21 protein-coding genes are annotated in these 23,423 nt (G+C 60.1%); 18 read left to right on the top strand and 3 right to left on the bottom strand.

The annotated features are described in order from the left end of the window. Positions 1–26: 26 nt before the first annotated feature. Positions 27–413: a response regulator transcription factor gene (locus tag HRU82_06405; protein QOJ34601.1), complete on the bottom strand. Its 387-nt coding sequence runs from the start codon at positions 411–413 to the stop codon at positions 27–29. A gap of 84 nt (positions 414–497) precedes the next feature. Continuing rightward, on the bottom strand, positions 498–1,184 hold the full coding sequence (locus tag HRU82_06400; GenBank protein QOJ34600.1) for a response regulator transcription factor: 687 nt from the start codon (positions 1,182–1,184) through the stop codon (positions 498–500). Positions 1,185–1,378: 194 nt separating this feature from the next. On the opposite strand from HRU82_06400, the gene HRU82_06395 reads away from it, so the two are divergent. Beyond that, positions 1,379–2,335 (top strand): IS5 family transposase, encoded by a 957-nt coding sequence (locus HRU82_06395; protein ID QOJ34599.1) that lies wholly within the window; start codon positions 1,379–1,381, stop codon positions 2,333–2,335. 281 nt (positions 2,336–2,616) lie between these two features. Here HRU82_06395 and HRU82_06390 read toward each other — a convergent pair whose 3' ends face one another. Beyond that, complete coding sequence (locus tag HRU82_06390) at positions 2,617–4,236, bottom strand: carboxypeptidase M32 (protein QOJ34598.1); 1,620 nt, start codon at positions 4,234–4,236, stop codon at positions 2,617–2,619. On the opposite strand from HRU82_06390, the gene HRU82_06385 reads away from it, so the two are divergent. From HRU82_06385 to HRU82_06305, 17 genes are all read left to right on the top strand, one after another. Continuing rightward, the gene (locus HRU82_06385; GenBank protein ID QOJ34597.1) at positions 4,157–4,885 is read left to right on the top strand and encodes a class I SAM-dependent methyltransferase; all 729 of its coding nucleotides are present in this window, start codon (positions 4,157–4,159) and stop codon (positions 4,883–4,885) included. The two genes, HRU82_06390 and HRU82_06385, sit on opposite strands and share 80 nt — an antisense overlap. Positions 4,886–4,932: 47 nt before the next feature. After that, positions 4,933–5,844 (top strand): DMT family transporter, encoded by a 912-nt coding sequence (locus HRU82_06380; GenBank protein QOJ34596.1) that lies wholly within the window; start codon positions 4,933–4,935, stop codon positions 5,842–5,844. Positions 5,845–6,010: 166 nt separating this feature from the next. Further along, positions 6,011–7,543: a PAS domain-containing protein gene (locus HRU82_06375; GenBank protein ID QOJ34595.1), complete on the top strand. Its 1,533-nt coding sequence runs from the start codon at positions 6,011–6,013 to the stop codon at positions 7,541–7,543. Continuing rightward, positions 7,540–8,193, top strand: coding sequence for a response regulator transcription factor (locus tag HRU82_06370; GenBank protein QOJ34594.1), 654 nt, complete (start codon positions 7,540–7,542; stop codon positions 8,191–8,193). The genes HRU82_06375 and HRU82_06370 overlap by 4 nt, the downstream gene beginning before the upstream one ends. Positions 8,194–8,446: 253 nt before the next feature. Continuing rightward, a complete protein-coding gene (locus HRU82_06365) occupies positions 8,447–9,592 on the top strand; it encodes a Gfo/Idh/MocA family oxidoreductase (GenBank protein ID QOJ34593.1) in 1,146 nt (381 codons plus the stop codon). A 26-nt stretch (positions 9,593–9,618) separates the two neighbouring features. Continuing rightward, complete coding sequence (locus HRU82_06360) at positions 9,619–10,893, top strand: glycosyltransferase family 2 protein (protein QOJ34592.1); 1,275 nt, start codon at positions 9,619–9,621, stop codon at positions 10,891–10,893. A 37-nt stretch (positions 10,894–10,930) separates the two neighbouring features. Further along, positions 10,931–11,806 (top strand): glycosyltransferase family 2 protein, encoded by an 876-nt coding sequence (locus tag HRU82_06355; GenBank protein ID QOJ34591.1) that lies wholly within the window; start codon positions 10,931–10,933, stop codon positions 11,804–11,806. Positions 11,807–11,821: 15 nt separating this feature from the next. Then, positions 11,822–12,553, top strand: a complete 732-nt coding sequence (locus tag HRU82_06350; GenBank protein ID QOJ34590.1) for a polysaccharide deacetylase family protein — start codon at positions 11,822–11,824, stop codon at positions 12,551–12,553. An 11-nt stretch (positions 12,554–12,564) separates the two neighbouring features. Further along, positions 12,565–13,404, top strand: coding sequence for a hypothetical protein (locus HRU82_06345; GenBank protein ID QOJ34589.1), 840 nt, complete (start codon positions 12,565–12,567; stop codon positions 13,402–13,404). Positions 13,405–13,456: 52 nt separating this feature from the next. Beyond that, entirely contained in the window at positions 13,457–14,302 is an 846-nt protein-coding gene (locus HRU82_06340) for an ABC transporter permease (protein ID QOJ37130.1), read from the top strand. Further along, positions 14,302–15,561, top strand: a complete 1,260-nt coding sequence (locus tag HRU82_06335) for an ABC transporter ATP-binding protein (GenBank protein ID QOJ34588.1) — start codon at positions 14,302–14,304, stop codon at positions 15,559–15,561. Before HRU82_06340 ends, HRU82_06335 begins: the two co-directional genes overlap by 1 nt. A 245-nt stretch (positions 15,562–15,806) precedes the next feature. Next, on the top strand, positions 15,807–19,832 hold the full coding sequence (locus HRU82_06330; GenBank protein QOJ34587.1) for a PAS domain S-box protein: 4,026 nt from the start codon (positions 15,807–15,809) through the stop codon (positions 19,830–19,832). A 15-nt stretch (positions 19,833–19,847) separates the two neighbouring features. After that, positions 19,848–21,254, top strand: coding sequence for a sigma-54-dependent Fis family transcriptional regulator (locus HRU82_06325; GenBank protein ID QOJ34586.1), 1,407 nt, complete (start codon positions 19,848–19,850; stop codon positions 21,252–21,254). A 273-nt stretch (positions 21,255–21,527) separates the two neighbouring features. Next, positions 21,528–21,773 (top strand): hypothetical protein, encoded by a 246-nt coding sequence (locus tag HRU82_06320; GenBank protein QOJ34585.1) that lies wholly within the window; start codon positions 21,528–21,530, stop codon positions 21,771–21,773. Between the two features lie 32 nt (positions 21,774–21,805). Beyond that, positions 21,806–22,129: a hypothetical protein gene (locus HRU82_06315; protein QOJ34584.1), complete on the top strand. Its 324-nt coding sequence runs from the start codon at positions 21,806–21,808 to the stop codon at positions 22,127–22,129. A gap of 145 nt (positions 22,130–22,274) precedes the next feature. Further along, on the top strand, positions 22,275–22,667 hold the full coding sequence (locus HRU82_06310; protein QOJ37129.1) for a nuclear transport factor 2 family protein: 393 nt from the start codon (positions 22,275–22,277) through the stop codon (positions 22,665–22,667). Between the two features lie 412 nt (positions 22,668–23,079). Then, on the top strand, positions 23,080–23,418 hold the full coding sequence (locus HRU82_06305) for a hypothetical protein (GenBank protein QOJ34583.1): 339 nt from the start codon (positions 23,080–23,082) through the stop codon (positions 23,416–23,418). The last annotated feature ends 5 nt before the right edge of the window (positions 23,419–23,423 follow it).

The raw sequence follows: 23,423 nt of genomic DNA, 5'->3' as shown, positions 1-23,423 counted from the left end.
CGACCATGTTGGCGGAAGCAGTGGTGTCAGGAGCGCCGCGGGAGGGCGAGCGCCGCTTGTATCGTTTGTACGATCGATCCGGTTTTCAGGGGTTCTATCAAGCAATACTCAATGCGCAGGTCGCGCACGACGCGCTGGAATTTTTCCCCTTCCAGCGTCGGGTCGTGCAATGCCGCGGTGATGATTATGCGCGCAGTCGGGAAACTGTGGCGCAGATCTTCCAGCCCTTCCGGTCCCTGATCATCGGAAGCCTGGTAGCGGGCGATGACGAGTTCCGGCGGAGAGGCCTGAGCGTGGGGCTGTGCCGTCTGCAAGGAGGTGCTGTGTCGAATAAAGTGTTCTATGCCGGGTAAGGCGAGTTTTACGAGTCGCTTCAAATTCGAGTCGGCATTGATGACTAAGACGTTAGCCATGATTCTCCGACGGGCGGCTCTTGGTCGGGCTGTCGAGCAATGGTGTGGAATCGGCGGTGCCGTGCCTCTCCAGGGGTTGGTGTGTCATACCAGGTGCTGATCGAGCGCATACCGTATCAAGTCCGCGGTGGTTCTCATCCCTAATTTGGTCAGTAATCTGGTGCGATACGTGCTGACGGTCTTGATACTCAGGTTGAGCTGGTCTGCGATGTGGGTGAGGCGTTGCCCCTGGGCGATCCACTGCAGGATCTCCAATTCCCGATCCGAAAGCGCCGTCGGAAGTGTGAGCGTACAGACCGAGGTTCGGGCCGGGGCCTGACGGGCGGGGTAGGTCATCGGTTGGGGAGCGCTCTGAGGTTCTCCTTTCAGGATGCGCGCGACCGCTGCGCGTAGCTGATCGGGCCCCGTATCCTTTGTGAGGTACCCCAGCGCCCCGGCTCGCATGGCTCGGGCGGCGTAATGTTCTTCCGCATAAATGCTCAAGACCAGCACGGGTAGGGTTGGTTGGACCGATTTGATGATGCGCACGATTTCCAGTCCGGGCATATCGGGAAGGTTCAGGTCAAGGACGACGAGTTCCCATGGGGCTTGGCGCACCAGGTCAAGAGCGTCGTGGGCCGTGCTGGTTTCTGCGATGAAGGGCGTCAACCCCTGTTCGACCAAGAACTCTCGCAGGAACTCCTGCAGCCCTCGGCGGAGCAGGGCATGATCGTCCACCAACAGGATCCGCAGGTCGGCTTGTTCGGGAGCACTCTCCGAGAATGCATCCATATTCGCACATCTCCTCATGCCGCGTGGCGCATGCGACGCTTGTTTGGCACGTTCCCCCGTCGGTGCGCCTCCAGCTCTCATTCCCGGATAAGAAACTACGACGAAACTCCTATTTTCATCCTAGGGAAGGTCTGATTTATTCTCTTTGCATGATGTGCTAAGGGTAGCGCAGCACTGAACTGGAGGCGTGCCCCATGCAGCAACAGACGTTTGCCGAAGTCTCGTTTGAACAGTATCGCAAGCCCACCCGCCGGGAGCAGTTTCTCAACGAGATGAACCAGGTTGTTCCATGGGCGGAATTGGTAGCGGCGATCGAGCCGGTCTACCCCAAGGCCGAGGGCCCAGGGCGTCCGCCCGTGGGTGTCGAACGCATGTTGCGCCTCCATTGTCTGCAACAGTGGTTTAACCTGTCGGACCCGGCGGTGGAGGAAGCGCTGTACGACTCACACGCCATGCGGCAGTTCGTGGGGATTGATCTGGGCCGCGAGCCCGTACCGGATGAAACCACCATCTGTAAGTTTCGGCATCTGCTGGAAGCCCACCACTTGGGCGCACAGCTCTTTGCGCGGATCGGCGCGTATCTGGCTGCCCACGGGCTGAAGGTCAGCCGGGGCACGATCGTGGATGCCACGATCATCAATGCGCCCAGTTCGACGAAGAATCGCCAGAAAGAGCGAGATCCGGAGATGCATCAGACCAAGAAGGGGAACCAGTGGTATTTCGGCATGAAGGCGCATATTGGAGTGGACAGCCGGACGAAGCTGGTTCACTCAGTGGCGGCCACGGCGGCGAATGTCCATGACAGCCAGGTGTTGCCGGAGTTGCTGCATGGACAGGAGACACGAGTATGGGGCGATGCCGCCTATAGCGGGCAACGCGACATGATTCAGCACCATGCTCCCCATGCCAAGAGCTTCGTCCAGACGAAAGCCCATCGCCATCGGCCCTTGAGCGAGACGGAGCGGGCCCGCAATCGGACGAAGTCGAAGGTTCGTGCCAAAGTCGAGCATGTGTTCTTGGTGATCAAGCGGATCTTCGGGTGGGCCAAAGTGCGGTACCGGGGGCTCGCGAAGAATGCGCACTGGTTGTCTATCAGTTGCGGCTTGGCGAATCTGTATGTAGCACGCCGGCACTTGCTGGCGGCAGCCTAGCGGACGGGGGTGCGAACGGGGCGCGGGCCGCCTGACGGCGGAGGAATCCGAGAAAGGCGCTCTCGGACCAGCGGGTTCCCAGCTGATGGCCCGTCTTGATCCACCGAGAAACAGATTGCTTCGTGGAAACGCGAATTAATCAGACGTTCCCTAGTGAGAAGTATCACGAGTGCTGCTCGCGGCCATAGAGCTGAAAAGACCTGGTGTGGCCCTAGTTGCTGGGCTGGGCCATCGAGAGCCGGAAGGCCGAAGAAGGGAAACCTCCCGAGGGGAGGGGCGGTTCAGAGGCGATAGATCTCGCCGTATTTGGTTTCCAGGTAGCGCAGGAACGGTTCCGGCGTCACGCTGCTGCCAGTCACCCGTCGTGCGAGGTGGTCCGGCGTGAACATCCGTCCCCAGCGGTGAATTTTCTGTTCGAGCCACCGGCGGAGCGGGAGGAGATGGCCGGCCGCCACGTCCTCCTCCAGTTGAGGGATCTCCTGTTTGGCCTGTTCGTAAAATTGTACCGAGTAGAGATTGCCCAACGTATAGGTCGGAAAATAGCCGAAGGCCCCCATCGACCAGTGGACGTCCTGCAGGACCCCCTCGGCGTCGCGTTCCGGCACCACGCCCAGGTAGTCTCGCATTTTCTCCCGCCACAGTTCCGGCAAGTCTTCGGCCTGCACCTTCCCTTCGATCAAGGGTTGCTCGATCTCCACCCGTAGCATAATGTGCAGGTTGTAGGTCAGTTCATCGGCTTCAACGCGGATCAACGACGGCGTGACACGATTGATCGCCGCGTAAAACCGATCCGGAGAGACATTCGAGAGCTGCTGAGGAAACGTCTGTTGAAGCAGGGGATAGAAGCAACGCCAGAACGGGCGTGAGCGGCCGACGCAATTTTCCCACAGGCGCGACTGGCTCTCGTGAAATCCCAACGACACCGATTCACCCAGCGGTGTCCCGTAATAGCGCGGATCCAGCCCTTGGTCGTACAAACCATGCCCCCCCTCGTGAATGCAGCTGAACAGGCAGGAGGGGAGATCCTTCTCGAAGACCCGTGTCGTGACGCGCACATCGGTTGGGTGGAGTGACGTCGTGAAGGGGTGCGCCGACTGATCGAGGCGGCCGCGCTCGAAATCGTACCCCATGGCCACCAGCACCAGCCGACCGAATTCCAATTGCCGTGCCGGGTCGAAGCTTTGGTGCAGACAGCCCTCGTCGATCGTGACCCCGCTGCCTTGGATGCGCTGGAGGAGCGGAACGAGCTTGGCCCGCAGTTGCGCAAACAGAGGCGTGATCTGCGCGATGGTGGCGCCGGGCTCGTAGAGGTCGAGCAGGGCGTCGTAGGGCGACGCGCGGTACCCCAGATACTCCGCTTCTTCCCGTTTGAGGCCGACAAGGGAGATGAGATGAGGGAGAAAGTGCGCGAAGCGATTCTCCGCGCGGGCTGTGATCCAGGCCTGTTGGGCGAGAGACGAGGCTCGGCTCAATCTCATGACGAACTCGGACGGGAGTTTCCTCGCCCGACTGACATCGCGCCAGGCCTCACGCAACAGGGCGCGGGAGGGCTCATCCCACGTATCACCGGCCTCGCCGGTGGCGGGATCGACCCATTGCGCGAGCAAGGCGTGGGTGTCCGGTGACACGAGCTGGCGATGGGCAAGGCCTTCCAGCACCGCGATCTGCTCGGCACGAGCGGCTCCCCCTCCTGCGGGCATATAGGTTTCCTGGTCCCACGACAGTACGGACGCGGCGCTTTGAATGCGTCGGATTTCCAACAATCGGGTCGTCAGTGGTTCCAGCGCCGCCAGTGTCTGCACCTTCTTGCTCCTTCTGCTGATGTGTCCATGGTATGATCGCGCGGTCTTGCGGATTGTCGCACAACTCTCACGCCGAGTGAAACCGATGACTGATCTCATTGCCGAGAAGATCGACGCTTATGCTGCCGCCCATTCCTTGCCGGAATCCCCGGCGCGCCGGGCCCTGCGCGAAGAGACCGAGCGTACTATGGAGTATGCCCGCATGCTCGTAGGGCCGCTGGAAGGGGCCTTTCTCCATATGATGACGCGCGTGGTACAGGCGAGACGGGTGTTGGAGATCGGAATGTTCACCGGCTACAGCGCCCTGTGTTTCGCCGAGGCATTGGCCGACGATGGGCGCGTGGTGACGTGCGAGATCGATCAGGAAGCGGCGGCGGTCGCGCGGCGCTACTTTGCGCAATCGCCCCACGGACAGAAGATCGAGGTGCGTATGGGGCCGGCCCTTGAGACCATGGCAGCGTTGGACGGGCCGTGTGACCTGATCTTTATCGACGCGGATAAGGTGAACTATGTGAACTATTACCGCCTTGCGAGGGAACTGCTGTCGCCGCGTGGCCTCATTCTCATCGACAATGTCTTGTGGGGAGGGGACGTGTTGCTCGATCCGCCGCCCGACGACCGAACCGCCGCGATCCAGGAATTGAATCGTGTTGTCAGAGAGGATGCAGGGGTTACCGCCGTGATGGCGACGATTCGGGATGGCCTCTGGGTCATCACGCCGAAACCGCCGCCTCAGGCGGCGCCGTGACGGTCGCGGCAAGTCCTTTGCGGAACGATCGACGAAGGATCGAGTCCATGGAGAAGCCGACGGCGGCTGCCGCCTATGCCGCGCTCACTACATCGGCCTTAGTCTGGGGCGGTTCCATCGTGGGCCAGAAAATGGCGCTGGGGGCCTTTTCGGCGGTGGAGACCTCCGTGCTGCGGGGCGCGGGTGCCTTGGCGATTTTGATTCCCCTCTGGTGGCTGACCGAGGGGCATCGCGCCCGACTGACTGTTCGTGATGTGAAACTCTTGTCCCTTCTGGGCCTGGGCGTGCTGGGCAACCACCTCTGCACGTTGTTCGGTCTGCGATATATCGGCGCCTCGACGGCCGGTGTCATTATCGGCGCGAGTCCGGCGATCACGGCCCTACTTTCCTCGCTGTTGGTGCGCGACATCCCCTTCAGGACCGTAGCGGCCGGCTGTACGGTGTCTTTTGCCGGTGTTGCCCTGGTCTCCGGTCTGGGGGGAAACCTTCCGGCCGGAGCCAATCCCTGGCTCGGTGGCACGCTGGTGCTGCTGGGACTGGTCAGCTGGGCCCTCTATTCCATCGGCGGGCGCGAAGTCATGGAGCGGCTTTCTCCGCTGACGGTGAACTGGACGACCCTGCTGGTGTCTCTCCTCTTGCAGATTCCGCTGTTATGGACGGATCAGAAACTGTCGGTCAGCGGAGCCGACTCCGTGCCGCTCTCCGGTTGGCTGGCCCTGCTCTACCTGATCGTGTTTGCGACGGCGCTGGGCCAGCAGGCCTGGTTGTATGGGGTGAAGGGGGTCGGCCCCTCTCGAGCGGGCATTTTCGTGAACCTCATTCCAGTCTCAGCGCTGCTGCTGTCGGCCCTCGTGCTCGGCGAGGCGATCGGCCTGCGGGAAATCGCCGGTATCGTGTTGATATTGGCCGGCGTCTGGCTGGTCGGCCGGCAATCGAGTCGCCTGCAACAGGCGGAGTAGCACCTACGGCAGCCGATGTCTCGTCTAAAGCACACAAGGGCTCTCTCCGGCCATCGCCACTCCTGGTCGTCTCATCGCTTCGTTGAGATGGCTGTAGTATCATCCAATTATCCTGCCACTCTGGGTAAGAACGGGCCGGAAAGTAGAGTTGCGAGCGGAGGCTGAAGTGGTCGAGCTGAGCGGTGTCGAAGATACCCAACCAGCCGTGATTACGACCGCGCCGGATGGTGTGATCACAAGTCTCAATCCCGCCGCCGAGAGATTGTTGGACATCGCGGCGGATGCCGTGATCGGTCAACTGACGCCTACCTTGTTTCATGATCCTGCCGAATTGGCGGGGCGTATGGACGCGGGCGTTCTTCAGGCCGAGGCCCTGATTGCGGATCGGTTTGACGCCATTGTGGCAAGAGCGAGGATCGGTCAGGTCTCTCAGGAAGAGTGGATCTACGTACACCGTGATGGTCATCGACGTCCCGTGCTCCTCACGGTGTGTCCGGTGCCGGATACATCGGGAAATGTGATCGGCTATTGCCTCGTCGTGCGGGACAAAGACAAACAGGTGGGTGCGGAAGAATTGCTACGGCACCAAGCCGAACTTCTTCACTTGGCCAACGATGCGATTCTCGTGCGGGATCTGGATCGCGATACCATTACCTATTGGAACGATGGAGCCGTCCGGCTCTATGGATGGACAGCGGAGGCGGCGCTGGGGGCCTATATCCATCACTTTCTGCGGACTCGATTTCCGCGCCCGTTGGAGGAGATCAAACAGCTGTTTCTCGAGGGCGGGTTCTGGACCGGGGAACTCATCCATACCACGCGCGATGGCCGGACGATTACGGTGTCAAGCCGCTGGACCTTGCTTCGGGATTCGCAGGGGCGACCCACCGGCAGCTTGGAACTAAATACGGACATTACGGAACAGAAACGGGCGCAGGAGGCGCTGAAGGTGGCGCATGAGGAACTCGAACGTCGCGTGGACGAACGGACCGCTGCGCTCAGTGAGGCGAATGAACGGTTGCGTGTCCTCTCCCGTCGGTTGATGGAAATTCAAGAGTCAGAACGGCGCGCGATCGCCAGAGATCTACACGATGAAATCGGTCAGGCGCTAACGGCCATGAAGTTGAATTTGCGCGAACTGCGTACCCTACCGAATTGTGAGCACGTTGAGGAACAAATTGCGGACAGCCTGGAAATCCTTGCCCAAGTGCTGCAAAGGGTTCGAAGCCTGGCCTTGGATCTGCGGCCGTCCTTATTGGATGAGTTGGGGCTGGTTCCCGCACTCCGGTGGTACGCCGGAAGACAGGCCGAGCGGGCCGGTTGGGAACTGCGATTCAGCGCCGAGGGTGCGGTGACCAGGCCCTCCCCTGAGATCGAAATCGCTTGCTTTCGATTGGCTCAAGAGGCACTGACCAATGTGGCTCGTCATTCCCGGGCCGAATGGGTAGAGGTGCGCCTGGAATTCGGGACCCGTGAGGTGGTGCTGGTGATACGTGACGGAGGAATTGGGTTCGACCTACAAGACATTCGCAATAGGGCGCATGCGGGAACCAGCATCGGGTTATCCGGTATGGAAGAACGGGTCCGTCTTGCCGGAGGGGAGTTTGCAGTCCACTCCACACCAGGTGAGGGGACTGAAATCCGAGCCCTGTTCCCGACCAAACCAGAACCACGGCTCGGGGAGAATGCTCCAACATGAAAAAAGTGAGGGTGCTGCTGGCGGACGATCATACCCTGGTACGGGCCGGGTTCCGCGCCTTGTTGGAAAAGTTGGACGGTATCCAGGTGATCGATGAAGTCAGCAATGGGCGTGACGCCTTGAGAATCGCAAAGGAACGCGAACCGGAGGTGGTGCTGATGGATATCGCCATGCCGGAGATGAACGGGCTTGAGGCCACGATCCGGATGCGGCAGGAGTGCCCGCAAACGCGGGTGCTGATGCTGTCGATGTACACGAACGAAGAATATCTCAAAGAAGCGCTTCGTGCCGGCGCCGCAGGGTACCTGCTTAAAGATGCCGATCGTGCCGAACTTGAACTGGCCATCAAGACAGTCTGCCGAGGCGAGACCTATTTGACCCCCTCTGTCGTCAAATTTACCTTGGATGCGTATCGCCGGCAGGACGATTCACAACTCGGGCCCCTGGGTCGTCTGACTGGGCGCCAGCGCGAGATACTCCAACTCATCGCGGAGGGCTGGTCAACTAAGCAGATTGCGCAACGCCTCGACCTGAGCGTCAAGACGGTTGAGACCCACCGGGCACAGTTGATGGAGCGACTGGAGATCCACGACGTCCCGGGCCTGGTTCGCCTGGCGATCAGAACCGGACTCGTGCGGACAGATTCATGAGTTATTACATGCTGTTGTGATGTTTATCCGTTTCGCCCCCATCCTCTGCCCCTCCCGACTTCCTCAGGTGTGATTGAGCGACTTCTCAGGGTATTCCTTATTTTCCCCTCACGGGATCACGTGCGATCCTCCAAGGCGTTCCACATTCGACAGCTCCCGTCAGTGATGAGAGATAGGCCTGTCCGTGCAGGGGCATCGCTCCATGGCGGGCCGGCTGGCATACGCAAGGGTCGAATCGCATCCGTCGTCCTACATGAAGAAACTACGTATCGGCGTGATCGGAACCGGAGCGTTTGCCGAAACCTGTCACGTCCCCGGCTTGCAATCTCATCCGCAAGCAGAGGTGGTGATGCTCTGCGGGCGCGATCATGACCGCACGCAGGCCATGGCCGGCCGACTGAACGTGCCTGAGACCACCACAGATTATGAGATGTTGTGCGCGCGAGCCGATATCGATGCCGTGACTATCGCGACTCCCAACGTGTTTCATGCACGTCAAGCGAAGGCTGCGCTCGCTGCCGGAAAACATGTGCTGTGTGAAAAGCCGCTGGGCATCAGTGTCGGGGAAGCCCTCGATATGGTTCGTGCGGCCGAGGCGACTGAGAGGGTCCACCAGGTTGCGTTTACATTCCGCTATCTCTACGGCGTTCAAGAGCTGCGACGTCGACTCCGCCAGGGTGATGTTGGGCAGCCGCATTACGTGCGCATCGAGTTCGATTCGTGGCAAGGTCTTCATCCGGATTCTCTGATCGGTTTTCGAGAGAAGCTGAGTTGGGCGGGAGCCGGAGTGCTTTACGACGTCGGATCTCACTTGTTCGACTTAGTTAATTTCGTGTTGGACCCCATTGAAGCGGTGACGGGGTTCACGACCTTGATCCCGCGTGAGGGAGTCGACCGCCTGACAGGACGACTCACAGATGTTGAGACAGATGATATCGCCGGTGGGTGGTTCATCTGCGAGAACGCTCTGCGTGGGCAATGGTTTGCCAGCCGCGCCACACCCACTCTCGGAGACAAAGCGTTTATCGAAGTGATTGGACGGGAGGGTGCACTGAGGGCCTCACTGAGTAGAGGATCGGTGGATACGCTGAAAGTGTCGACTCCCGGTCAGACAGAGTGGAAAAACTTGTCGTTGCCGGACCCTGCATCGGACGGCAAACCGCATTGCCTTCCCGTCATGATGCACAGCTTCGTGGATGCCTGTATCCGAGGCAAACTTAACCCTCACGTGGATGCCTCTTTTTATGATGGCCTTGCCGTCCAACGAGCGTTGACGGCCGTGCTGCAAGCGTCCTACCGCCCAGGGTGGATTCAACTGGGGAGTGATTCCCTGCCGACGGTGTCTCAGCCTTCTTCCGCAAACAATGAAAACCGACCGCTTGGGTATTGGCGGGATTGAGAGGAGGGTACTGCGTGGAGCATGGTATGCGTGAGCGAGTGACAGAGGTCGAACCCGATGGGGCGATGGCCGACGCCATTCCGGCCCGCCCGCTGGTAAGCATCGTCATACCTACGTACAAGCGCGCATCGCTCCTCAGGAACGCCATTCGCTCGGCATTGGCGCAGGAAAAGGCCGGCGAGTGGTTCGATGTGGAAATCATCGTCGTGGACGACTGCTCTCCAGATGACACGGCGCTCGTGGTAGCGGAGTTTCCTCAGGTGCAGTACATCCGCCTGGCAAAAAACAGCGGAGCCTCGGGCGCCCGCAACGCCGGGATCAGGCGCGCGCGGGGAAAATATGTGGCGTTGCTGGACGACGATGATGAGTTCCTCACGCACAAGTTGATGATACAGGTGCCAATCTTGGAAGCGCACCCTGAAATCGGTGTGGTATATGGGCAAAGTGTCGTAACGGGTGGCGAGGTTCCGCTGCTATTGTGGCCCGAGTGGGGACCTTCCGGGCAGGTGTTCGAAGAATTCGTGACGAGAACGGATGATTTCCTGCATCCGCCCACTTGGTTGGTTCGACGGGACCTATTTGAGCGCGCGGGTTTTTTTGATGAGACAAAGGCCGGCATGGAGCACTATGACATGGCGCTCCGAATTGCCGCGCTGACTCCTTGGATGTTCCTGTCAGGGGGACCGGTGGCTCGAGGAAGGTATTCCCAGCAAGGTTTATGGTACAGCACGATTGCCGATGGCACCAATGAGCAGCAGTTGCCGGCGATTGTCGAGAAGGCTCTTAAAAAACTCCCCGATACGGCCGAGGCGAATCGGGTAAGGCGAAAGGCGCGTGCTGCGGTCTGTGCCAGCATCGCCCATCAGCGATGGTGGTCCGGTGGAGGATTGAAACCCACCCATGACCATCTGCTCCGATCTCTCCGGGAGGCTCCGTGGCTGCTGGAAGAGCCGGCTGTCATCGAATGGTTGAATCGGGTGTCTGGGGCGCTCGCGGCTGCATCTCCCCATCCAGTCGCCGCTGTCAGGATGTTCTGGAGAGAGATTGCACGAGAACTCTCTGGAAAAACGTGGGCGCTGGGATTTCGTATGCGGCGGCTCTTGGGAGATTTGTTGATCGCGACGGCTGTGAGCCTTCGGGGTGGCTCACCACGGATGGCCAAGGTGGTGGCGTTGAGCGCGCTATTGTACGACCCCAGCCGCTGGGTGCGACGCGGGCGTTTCGCTCAGGCCTGTCGGCTGGCGCTCTTGCCGCCGGATATCAGAGAAACGGAGCAAGCCGTCTCCAAGAGTGCTCGCTGATTCGCGACAGGCGGAACGTGTTGGAAGCAGGCCTCGTATGAAACTGAGCGTGATCGTCCCCTGTTTGAATGCTGCGCAGACGATCGAGGATCTCTTGCAGGCGCTGTGCGAGCAGGTCTGGCCCGGCGAATGGGAAATCATCCTGGCCGACAATGGGTCGACCGATGAGACGCTCAAACGAATTGAGCGTTACCGAGGGCGCATCCCTTGTTTGAAAGTCGTTCAAGCGGCGGCGCGTCGTGGTGCTTCCCATGCGAGAAACGTCGGTGCTTATGCCGCCGCCGGGGAAAGCCTTCTTTTTTGTGATGCCGATGACCTTCCGGCCCAGGGGTGGGCTGTGGCGATGGAATCCGCCTTGCGAGATCATGATTTCGTCGCATCCCGCCTCGATTTTGAGAGGCTCAATTCTCTCTCGGCTCGAGCTGCCAGGGACCGGACACAAGTTGACGGACTGCAGCGGTTCAGCTTCTTGCCATTCCCGCACGCCGGCGCGGGAACGCTCGGGGTCAAACGGTCACTCCATCATGCGATCGGGGGATTTGACGAGTCCATCCTCGTGTGCGAAGACATCGATTACTGTATGCGGCTTCAGCAACAGGCGAAGCCGTTGGAGTTCGTGCCCAGTGCCGTGCTCCATTGTCGTCTGCGAGCTACTTCAGGCGGAGTGTATACCCAAGCATCTCGGTATGCAGAATATGAAGTGTATTTGTACAAAAAGTACGGTGCTCCGCCGGCGTGGGAATTGTGGCGGTGGCGCGCTTACCTACAGTCTTGGCGATGCGTCATGAGACGAATCCCGGAATTGATGCGCACCGCCGAGGGGAAGACCTTGCTGGCGTGGCGGGTGGGGCGGCTGATGGGCTTGCTCAAGGGGAGCATTCGCTTCGGGGCGCCTCCCGTCATGGCTGAGTAGAGGAAGGCAGGTCGCATGAATCCCCGAACGGTGATCTCCGCAGCCGTGAGGAAAGTATTGGGGAGCGTCACCCACGTGGTGACCCATGAATCCGTTGCTGCCCTCACGTTCGATGATGGCCCTGATCCTGAGCAGACGCCCTTGGTCCTGGCCCTCCTCGAAAAGTACAAGGCACGAGGGACGTTTTTTTTGGTCGGGCAGGCCGCGGCGTCCCATCCCGATCTAGTCCACCGGATCGTGGCTGCCGGTCATGCGATTGGTAGTCACTCATGGGATCATCGGGCCTTGCCCGGGCTCTCGAGTCGAGAGCGGCGTCGGCAACTGCGGGATGCTGCGCATGCGCTTCGGCCCATGCAGACCAGGCTCTTTCGGCCTCCTTACGGCGAGCAGACGGTACTCGCTCGCATAGAGGCGGGGTTGATGGGCTATGAAGTCGTTGGGTGGAGCGTGAACAGCGGAGATTGGCACGAGTCGGACCCCGCCGTGCTGAGTCGCTATCTGTTGGAAATGGTCGAGCCGGGAGCCATCGTGTTGTTGCATGACACCTTGTTTGACAAGGGCGTGGCTGCGCATGAGACCGATCCAGAGCATCGGGCCTGGCCCGATCGCCGTGCGATGCTCCAGGCATTGGAGACCGTGTTAGACCGGTTGAGTGGGCGATATCGATTTGTGACTGTTCCGGAGTTGCTTGCTTCCGGCGCTCCCAGACGCACCTTTTGGTTCAAGAAGTCGGCGGTAAGGGCTTGAAGGTGGAACGCATGAAAACCGAATCTCTTCAGGGCCGACCTTCCGTGGCGGTCGTGGTTCCGGGCTATAGCCGGGCCGAGTTCACGGCGGACGAGGAGATTTCTTTCCGTCACGTGGAGCATTTTCTTGGAGCGTACGACAAGTTCCTTGTGGTTCCCCAGAGTCTGAGGATCGCGCGGCCTGGTTTCCACATCCAGCGATTTGCCGATACGTATTTCGGGAGCGCCATCGCCAATGCCAAACTGATGCTCTCGCCGATGTTCTATGAAACCTTCCGGGCATACCGGTACCTGTTGATCTATCAGCTCGATGCTTTGGTCTTCTCAGATCAACTGGCGGAGTGGTGTGCAACCGACCTCGATTACATCGGCGCTCCCTGGATGCAGTGTGACGACAGTCCTTGGGTGGGCACTCAGCGTGTCGGAAACGGCGGGTTCTCGCTCAGGAAGGTGTCGAGTTTTCTCAAGGTGTTATCCTCCGATCGGTACTGGATCGACCCCGAGATCTATTGGCAACGAATCACGGCGGGAAAGCCCGTATACGCGCAATGGTGGCATCTCCCGAGGAAGTGGTTCAAGCACATCAAGCACTTCAATGGAGTTTCGCGAGAGGTGCGGCAATGGCATCTTCGTCCGGACGGAACCAGGAATGAGGACCATTTCTGGGCTGACGAGGCCGTGCGGTACTACCCGGACTTCAGGGTCGCGCCTTTCGACGTGGGGCTGAGGTTCGCTTTCGAGGTTGCGCCACGGGCCTGTTTCACGTTGAATCAACAGCGCCTCCCTTTCGGGTGTCATGCCTGGCCGAGGTATGATCGCGGGTTTTGGGAACCTTATCTCTTAAAATCATGACATGTCCATGAATCGTTTAGAACCTGCAGCAGCAGGCAGCCGCCTCGTGCCGATGGGCGAGCTCCACAAGGAACCTCGCACGCCGACGGTTCGCATCCGTCCGAGTCGAGGGTTGTTCCATTTGGATCTTCAAGCCATCTGGCAGTATCGGGAGTTGCTGGTGTTTCTGATTTGGCGGGATACCAAGGTGCGTTACAAGCAGGCGGTCATCGGGGCTGGATGGGCAGTGTTTCAGCCGCTCATTTCGATGCTTCTATTTACGGCCATTTTCAGTTACCTCGCCAAGTTGCCCTCGGAAGGGGTGCCGTATCCGTTATTTGCCTATGCCGGGTTGCTCCCCTGGAACTTCATTGCCCAGGCGACGAGCCGTAGCGGGACGAGCTTGGTCGGAGAGTCGCATCTCATCAGCAAGGTCTATTTCCCTCGGCTGATCATCCCGTTGGCCGCCGCCGCGACACCGGCGGTCGATCTGCTGTGCGCACTGGTCCTGATGGTTCCGCTGATGCTCTGGTTCGGGGTGATGCCAGGGTGGCAGATCGTTCTGTTTCCCCTTTTTGTGCTCATTGCGTTGCTCGCCACATTGGCGGTCAGCCTCTGGTTCTCAGCGTTGCACGTGAAGTTCCGCGACGTGGGGCATATCATTCCGTTCTTTGTGCAGTTCTGGATGTTCGCCTCGCCGGTGGTCTACCCAGTGAGTTTGATCCCTGACCGGTGGCGGGTGTGGTACAGCTTAAATCCTGTAGTGGGTATCGTGGAGGGGTTCCGATGGACGCTCCTGGGGCAACGCCCTCCTGACTTGGCGACCATTCTACCCAGCATCGGCATCGTGGTAGTGCTCTTTGTAAGCGGTGTGGTCTACTTCAAGCGGATGGAACGAACCTTCGCGGATGTGATCTGATGGGTGACGTGGCGATTTCGGTGCGTGGGTTGACGAAGCAATATGCCATCGCTGGCGTCCGCCACGATACCTTGCGAGATCAGCTCGTGCATCTCTGCCGTTCTCTGGCGGGGGCAACCAGAAGGGAACCAACCGGCCACCGTACCTTCCAGGCGCTGCACGACGTCTCGTTTGAGGTGGCTGAAGGGGAAGTTCTGGGTATTATCGGCCACAATGGAGCGGGCAAGAGCACGTTGTTGAAGGTTCTCTCGCGGATTACGGAACCGACGGCCGGCGAAGTGGACATTTATGGGCGCGTGACCTCTCTATTGGAAGTAGGGACTGGCTTTCATGCGGAACTTACCGGACGTGAGAACATCTACCTGAACGCCGCGATGTTGGGGATGCGGAAGAGCGAGACCGATCGCCGGCTCGAAGCGATCGTGGAGTTTTCTGGGACGCAGCAGTTTATCGATACGCCGGTGAAGCGATACTCGAGCGGCATGTACGTACGGTTGGCATTTTCCGTGGCCGCCCATCTCGATCCGGAAATTTTGATCGTAGACGAAGTGTTGTCGGTCGGCGACGGCGCATTTCAAAAGAAATGCCTCGGCAAGATGGACGAGGCGCGGCGGGATGGGCGCACTGTCATCCTGGTCAGTCACGATTTGCCGGTTGTGGCCAACTTGTGTCAGCGGGCGCTGCTCCTGCGGCAGGGGGCCATTGTCGGAGACGGGCCTCCGCAGCAGGTGATTGAGCAGTACATGAGCGAGGCATTCGCTGGAAGCGAGGTGTCGCTGGCCGACCGGAAGGACCGTTATACCCATCACGAACTGATGGTCCAAGCGATTACATTTCATAATGAGAAATTAGAGCCGGTCCAGCCTGCGTTCTCGGGCCAACATCTCGTGGTGCGGGTGCACTATGCTTGCCACGTTCAGAAGACTTTCAATGATATGCGCGTGATGGTAGTGGTGAATCGGGATGAGCGTACGGTCTGTATTCTCTCTACCGATCTCGTCGATCGTGCGCCCCTCACGCTTGAAGGCCGCGGATACGTGGACTTCCACGTACCTCACCTGCCGCTGTGTGGAGGGCGATATTTCCTGCATGTGGCGATAGAGAGTCATACGCTGACGCAGGATTGGGTCCAGTATGCGGCTGAACTCCAAGTGCTGGACGGAGATTATTATGGAACCGGCAGAATGTATCCTCACGAAGGATGGCGCGGGAAGGGCATGTTTGTCGATCATAGCTGGAACCTCCAAAGGATAGTCTAGGTCCGGCTTCCCATCGTTCTTTGGCTCCATGGTTGAAAAGTTCTCTCGATCCTCCTATTTTCCTCATTTCATCTGAGCAGACCCAGGTTTCTGCCCGTAGGACGGACAGGAACGAGGCTGGCGCTAGAGCCGCCTAGGGCCGATTGGCCTACTTTACCGGTTTTCGGCGCGGGCCTATTCTGTCGGCAGCGTGTCGGGAATCCAGTCGGATCGCTTGGCGGGCGAGAAAGGAAGGACGCAAGTCGATGTGGTGTACTGCGATCCTGTTAGTGACCACGGTGGTCTTTGCACTGGATTGGGCGACGCCCTTAGGCCATGCTGTCTGGCTCCTCTACCTCCTGCCGCTCTGGATGACGGCGTTACAGGCTAAGCCCAAGGTTCTGGTGGGGTATGCATCGTCGGTGACCCTGTTGATGGCGGTCGGGTTTCTCGGGTCTCCTCAGGGCGTCGAGCCTGGAGTGGCCCTCGTCAACCGTCTCCTTGGCGTGGCGATGGTGTGGGGGGCCACCGGCCTGCTCTCTCGACAGCAGAAGACGGAGGTTGCCTTGCGGGTGGCGAATAGCCGCTTGGAAGAGCAGGTCTCCGAGCAGACGAGGAGCCTGATTGCGGCCAACGAGCGACTGACTTTGCAGTTGTCCGAACAGAAACGGGTGGAAACGGCCTTGCGCGAAAGCCAGGAACGATTCGAACTGGCGGCGGAAGGGGCGCATGTCGGAGTCTGGGAGTGGGAGCTCACGACGGGGGCTGCCTTTTATTCTCCTCGTTGGAAAGGCCAACTCGGCTGTGCCGCTCACGAGATCGAGCCGACCATTGCCGCCTGGGCGTCTCGTCTTCATCCGGATGATCGGGCGCGGGCATTGGCTGCCGTAGCCCTCCATCGGGACGGACAGAGCAAACAATATCGCCTCGACCACCGTCTCCTCCATGCTGATGGGTCCTATCGCTGGATCGCCGCCTTCGGTGGCGGCGTGCGCGATGAGCAGGGGCGCATGGCGCGGATGAGCGGCATCCATTTAGATGTGACGGCGCGAAAACAGGCAGAAGAAGCGTTGCGAGACAGCGAGGAGCGGTACCGTCGGTTGGTGGAGCATGTGGGCGATATCATCTATCGCACCGATGCCGACGGACGGTTCGTCTACTGCAACCCCACATCCCTGCGGGTCTTGGGGTATCTGCCCGAGGAATTGCTGGGGCGGCACTATCTCGAGATCGTGCAGCCGCACTGGCGGTCACGGGCCGAACGTTTCTATGGCCGGCAGTTCGTACGGCGCAAACCTCGTTCGGTGTACGAGGTGCCGGTCGTGACCAAGGATGGGCGCGAGGTCTGGCTGGGGCAACATGCGCAACTGTTGCTGGAGGGGGAGAAGGTCACCGGGTTTCAGGTGGTGGCCCGCGACACCACGGAACGGAAACAGGTGGAACTGGCGCTGCAGGAAAGCGAAGAGCAGTTCTCCAAAGCGTTTCATGCCAGTCCGGCGGGAATGGCGATCAGCCGGTTGGAAGACGGACGTGTGCTGGATGTGAATGAAGCCTTCATGCGTATCTCGGGCTTCCAGCGCGAAGAACTGGTCGGGTTGTCTTCATTGGATGTCGGGATTTGGGTGAATCCCGAGGATCGCCGGCAGTTGGCGGATCTGCTTCGGCGCGACGGCTTCCTGCGCAACCTGGAAAAAGAATTCCGCACCAAAAGCGGCGAGGTCCGGCACGGACTATTCAACGTCGAACCCGTCTCTCTACGACATGAGGATTGTCTGCTGACGCTGGTGCTGGACATTACACGCCGCAAGGAAGCGGAGGCGGCCCTGTCGCGTAGCCAGGCGGTATTGCAGGCGCACCAGGACGCCTTGATGCGCCTCACGAAGAGCGAGCACATCGGGTCCGGAGACTGGCAGGCGGCCTTGGAAGAATTGATGGAAACCTCGGCCAAGGTTTTGGCGGCGGATCGGGCCAGCGTCTGGCTGTTGGATCGGAGTGGGGAGACGTTGGACTGCGCCGAGTTATATGAACGCGGGCCTGGGCGGCACTCCACAGGGCAGCGCCTCTACGTGGCGCAGTATCCGCGATATCTGGCGGAACTGCTGCAGGAGCAGGTCGTCGATGCGCACGATGCCGTGCGCGATCCGAGAACCCGCGAACTGCTCCTGCCGTACTTGCGGGAGTTGGAAATCACTTCGCTCCTGGATGTGCCCATCTTTTTCGGCGGTCAACTGGCGGGCGTCGTCTGCCACGAGCGGGGCGGGGACGCGCGGGAATGGAGTCCCGAAGAAACACAATTTGCCACCTCGATAGGCAACCTGGTGACCCTGGCCTACGAAGCGAAACAGCGTCAAGAAGCCGAAGCCGCCTTGACGATGGCCAAAGAAGCGGCCGAAGCCGCCAATCGGGCCAAAAGCGATTTTCTGGCGACGATGAGCCACGAGATTCGCACGCCGATGAACGCCATCGTCGGCATGGCCGACCTGCTGCTGGAGACGCCGCTCAGCGAGGATCAACGGGAATATGTCGAGATCTTCCGCGATGCCGGCAGCAACCTGCTGAGCTTGATCAACGATGTGCTCGACCTGTCGAAAATCGAGGCCGGGCATCTCGATTTGGACCTCGTCGAATTCGATCTGAACGATCTGGTCCAGCGGGCCGCCGAGCTGGTCGCCGTGCGCGCCATGGAAAAGGATCTGGAGTTGGCCTACCAGATTCAGCCGGATGTGCCGACCTCGCTGATAGGCGACCCCAACCGCTTACGGCAGGTTCTGCTCAATCTGTTGGGCAATGCCGTGAAGTTCACGGAAGAAGGCGAAGTCGTGTTGCGGGTGGAGCGCAATCCCGACGACGACGGGCCGGGCCATCTCCTCTTCACTATTCGGGATACGGGCATCGGGATTCCGCCGGAGAAATTGCACGCCATTTTCGAGCGCTTCACCCAAGTCGATTCGTCGATCACGCGACAATACAGCGGGACGGGTCTCGGCTTGACGATTTCCCGGCGACTGATCGAACGGATGGGCGGCAAGATCGAGGTCGCGAGCGAGGTGAGCAAGGGAAGCACCTTTCGGCTGACCGCCAAGTTCGCGGTTCCGGCCCAACCGTCCGGCTCGACTCCGCCCGCGCAATGGGAACAGCTCGCGGGGTTGCGCACCTTGATCGTCGACGACAACGCGACGAATCGCCTGATCGTTCGCGAGACCCTGATGGGCTGGGGAATTCCCGCCGCGGAAGCGCCCGGCGGCGAGGAGGCGTTGATGGAGCTGTCGCGGGCCGCTCAGGCGGGCATGCCCTACCGGCTGGTGATTTTGGACGTGCGGATGCCGAAGATGAGCGGATGGCAGGTGGCCGATACCATCGCCCGGACACCAGGATTCGCGGCCCCGGCGATCATCATGTTGACTTCGGAGCGGCGGGCGGGCGATCAGATGCGGGCCCGCGAGAGTGGAATCGTGCGGTATCTCACGAAGCCGTTCCGGCGTTCCGATCTCTTCAACGGGATGATGGCGGCGATCGGCAAGGCCCCGGAGTATGAGGCGGAGTCGCGGTCGCCGCAGACCGGGGCTTCCGCGAACGGTGCGGGCGGGTTACGCCTCCTGTTGGCCGAAGACTTCGTCGACAACCGCCGTATGATCGAGTTTTATTTCCGATCCACGCCCCATCGGGTGGACACGGCGCCGAACGGCCAGGTGGCGGTTGAGATGTTCACACGGGGGGCCTATGATCTGGTGCTCATGGATATCCAAATGCCGGTCCTGGATGGGTACAGCGCCACCAAGGCCATTAGGGCTTGGGAACGTGCGCAGGGTCGTCCTCCGGTTCCGATTCTCGCGTTGACGGCCAATGCCTTGCAGGGGGAGATTCAGCGGAGCCTGTCCGCCGGCTGCACGGCGCACTTGACGAAGCCGATCCGCAAGGCGCGGCTGTTGGAAGCGATTCAGCTCTATGCGCAGACGGCCTCTCTGGCAGGCCGATTCAACGCAGAGTTCCATGCCGAACCGGTGGTCTTACAGGTCAGCGCGGAGTTTGAAAGTCTCATGCCGGGATTTCTCGCGCATCGACGGCAAGACCTCTCGCAACTCGCGGAGGCGTTGGCCGTTCAAGACTTCGAGCAGATCCGTGCCATCGGTCACGGTATCAAGGGAGCGGGAGGGACCTACGGCTTGATGGCCATCAGCGTCTTTGGGCATACGTTGGAGGCCGCGGCGTTGCATGGGAACGGGGCTGAAATCCAGGCGACGATCGACTCCTTGACTCGTTATCTGGACCGGCTGCAGGTCGTGTTTATCTAGTGCGGTGAGCGTCATATGCGCGTGCTTCTGGTGGAAGACCATATCGATATCCGCCGGCTGTTCGAGCAGGTGATCCAGGCGCGCGGCCATGACGTGACGGCCTGCGCCGACGGCGATTCGGCATGGGAGGCCTTCGCCCATCGGCCCCATGAACTGGTGCTGCTCGACTGGGAATTGCGCGGCAGCCATATCGACGGTCTCCAATTGTGCCAGAACATACGGTCCAGCTCCGGCGGCGAACGTTGCGTCATCGTGATGATCACCGCGCACGATTCACCGGAGTCCCTGCGCGCGGCACTCCAGGCCGGCGTCAACGACTACTTGGTCAAGCCGGTCGGAATCGAGTTTCTGAAGTTGCGGCTGACGATCGCCGAACAGTGGGTCGAAAACGTTCGGCGTCGGTTTGCCGCGGAGGACCACGCGCAGGTCCTGCAGTCTCAACTGGCTGATCAGGGTAAGTTCCACGACTTGATCGGCCGGAGTCAGGCGATGATGGCCCTCTATGCAGACATTCAGAGGGTTGCGGCAGTGGATGCCACGGTGTTGATCGAGGGGGAGACGGGCACCGGCAAGGAACTGGTGGCACGGGCGATTCACCTCTCCAGTCGACGAGCGTCCCAGCCCTTCCTGGCCGTGAACTGTGCGGGATTTACTGACTCGATCCTCGGCAGCCAACTCTTCGGCCACAAGAAGGGCGCCTTTACGGGGGCGATCGACAACCAGCAAGGGGTCTTCGAGGCAGCCGAGGGCGGGACCATCTTTCTGGATGAAATCGGCGATATTTCCTTCGCGGTCCAAACCAGCCTGCTTCGGGTGTTGCAGGAGCGAGAGGTGACACGCTTAGGGGAGTCGAGGCCGCGGAAGGTCGATGTACGGGTGCTGGCCGCCACCCACCACAATCTGCTGGAGGATATGGAGCAGGGAACCTTCCGGAAGGATCTGCTGTATCGCATCAAGGTGGCCCGCCTGCACCTCACGCCCCTACGGGAGCGACCGGACGACATTCCTTATTTGGTGCATGCATTCCTGGGGCAATTCCGGTCGGTGATGGAGAAGCCGGTCCATCAGGTCAGCCAGGAGGCGTTGCAGGTGTTGGTGACCTACGCCTGGCCCGGCAATGTCCGTGAACTCAAGAGTGCGGTGGAATCGGCCATGATCCATTGCAAAGGCTCGGTCCTGATGGTCGAGGATTTGCCGGCGGAGATTCGCAACCCTGCGACCGGGACCGCGTTTATTCCACTGCAGCGACAAGATGAACGAACTCGCATGATGGGGGCGCTTCGACAAACGGGCGGAAACCGGTCCGAAGCCGCCCGATTGCTGGGCATGAGCCGCCGGACTTTCTATCGGCGGTTGGCCGAGTACGACATCTTCGACCCGGCCGATTCGATCAGCGACCAACCACTCGAGCCCCTAACCTGACCGAGACGGGTTCTCGCTTACGGTTCTCTCCATCGCCTGTGCCGATCGTGACAGGGGGGAAACGATGGCACAGGTGTGACACAACACTTCCTGCCATGAGTTTGACGACGAGTCCCCGTGGTTTGCGCCGTGCGATCGCCAACTGCCTTGATTTTCAAACATCGTCTCGCTTCCCGATCGAATGGCACGATCTTTGATATCACCAAGGGGCGTGAGCGTGTGAAGACGGGGTGACCGAGATCGGCGTTGGATACCGTCGGCAGGAGGCGTAGCATGGACGTCAAAGGGTTCCTGTTATCGAATGGGACCGATCGGGAATTTCTTCTGAGCATCCAGCCCTCGGCCCATGGACCGTATGATCGATTGGTGGTCAGGGAAAAGGTGGATGGATATTGGGTGGATCTTGCGGGATTGTCGCAAGGCACTTGGCGGGAACGGGCCCGCGCCATCGAAGCGGTGTTGGGATATCTGCAAGACCTCCGGAGCATGACCCCCGCGCTGCCGAACCCCGAGCGGTGAGGCGGGATTCATCAGAGGTAAGGAGTGCGGGCATGATGTGGAACGAGGACAATGAGCAGGGTTTTCGCAATCGCGCGGCGAGCCAGCCGGGATTATCCGTGAGCCTGAGCCAAGTGCAGGTGAAGCCGGTCGCCGTCAAGCGGCGGCCGGAGGAGCTGACTCCGCGCGAGCGCGAGATCCTCCAGATGGTGTGGGCCGGCATGACGAACCGCGTCATCGCGGAACGGCTGCAGATCAGCATCAAGACGGCCGAGGCGCATCGTGCCAATATGATGAAGAAGCTGCGCGTCTCCAATATCGCCCAGTTGTTGAAGACGGCGCTGGAAGAGGGGTTGCTCGCCACCCATGCGAGCTGACGGGATTCGCGGCGACCTGCATCAGGCGGGAGTGTGCACTCCCGCCGCCTCGCAGCTCCCCGCGGATCCACCCCCGCCGTTCTGTAAATCGCACTCGCGCCGACGATGGTGTTTGCAGTACAATGCCGCACCATCGGAGGCGATGGTGATCGAGCAACGAATCGAAGAAATTACCCGTGCGAATCTCGCCTTTTATGCCGCCTTTGAAAGTCTGGACATGCTTCAGATGGATAAGGTGTGGGCACACCTCGAATACGTCACCTGTATCCATCCTGGCTGGAGTCTGCGGAGTGATTGGCCGGCCGTGCGTGATTCCTGGGTGTTGATCTTCAACAACACCTTCTCCATGAAGTTTGAGCTGACCGACGTGCAGGTGCAGGTCGCGGGCGATCTCGGGTGGGTGATCTGCACCGAAAATCTCACCAGTCGCCAGGGAGACAAGCCCGTGGAGAGCCGGGTTTTGGCGACCAATCTGTTCGAACGCATCGGCGACGAGTGGCTGATGATCCATCACCACGGTAGCCCTGTGATGGGCTGAAGTCGTCCTTGTCGCGCGCGCCTAAGGCTGAGCTGGGCGCCCAAAGGGATTCACCCGCTATCCCAACAACCTTCCTTACATCGCTACGTCCTCTCACCGTCCGTGCCTGTTCGGAGTAGGCACCCGTAACATCGTCCTGCGCCATCTTACTGTGTCATGGCACAGGGTTGGCACAACTCATCCTGCTCCTGACACAGGTTTTTCCATTCGTCTCTTTTCCCTGTGAGGTGATAACTGATTGATCTTGTAGGCCACCGTCCTATACGGCGATAAGGCCTGAAGTTTGAATAGTTGGCCTCGTAGGGCGAACCCCCTGGGGAGTTTGCCGGAGGACAGTGGGGAGTCGGGCGCATGCGCGGCTCCATTGGACAGGGCGAGGCGTGAAACTGGGCATGCATGAAGGAGAGACGGCATGGTGGCAGACAAGAGAGGCGGGAGGAGTTCGACGGGACGGCGAGGAACGAACTCGACCGCCGCGGCGAAGCGACAGGGTCAAGAGGTGGAGGTGCGGGGCACGTTGTCGGTCAGGCGTCGACCGGAAGATCTCACACCGCGTGAACGGGAAATTCTGCAGCTGATCTGGGGCGGACACACCAATCGAAGCATTGCCCAACACTTGAGCATCAGCATCAAGACGGCGGAAGCCCATCGGTCCAACATGATGAAGAAACTACGGGTTTCGAATACGGCGCAGCTTCTGAAGGTGGCGTTGGAGGGGAGGATTCTGGAAGCTCACGACGGCAAACACTAGGGGCG

Source organism: Nitrospira sp. (assembly GCA_015709715.1).
Taxonomy (GTDB): domain Bacteria; phylum Nitrospirota; class Nitrospiria; order Nitrospirales; family Nitrospiraceae; genus Nitrospira_A.
The sequence above is the reverse complement of the archived record's forward strand: the minus strand, read 5'-3'. Positions and strand labels throughout refer to the sequence as shown.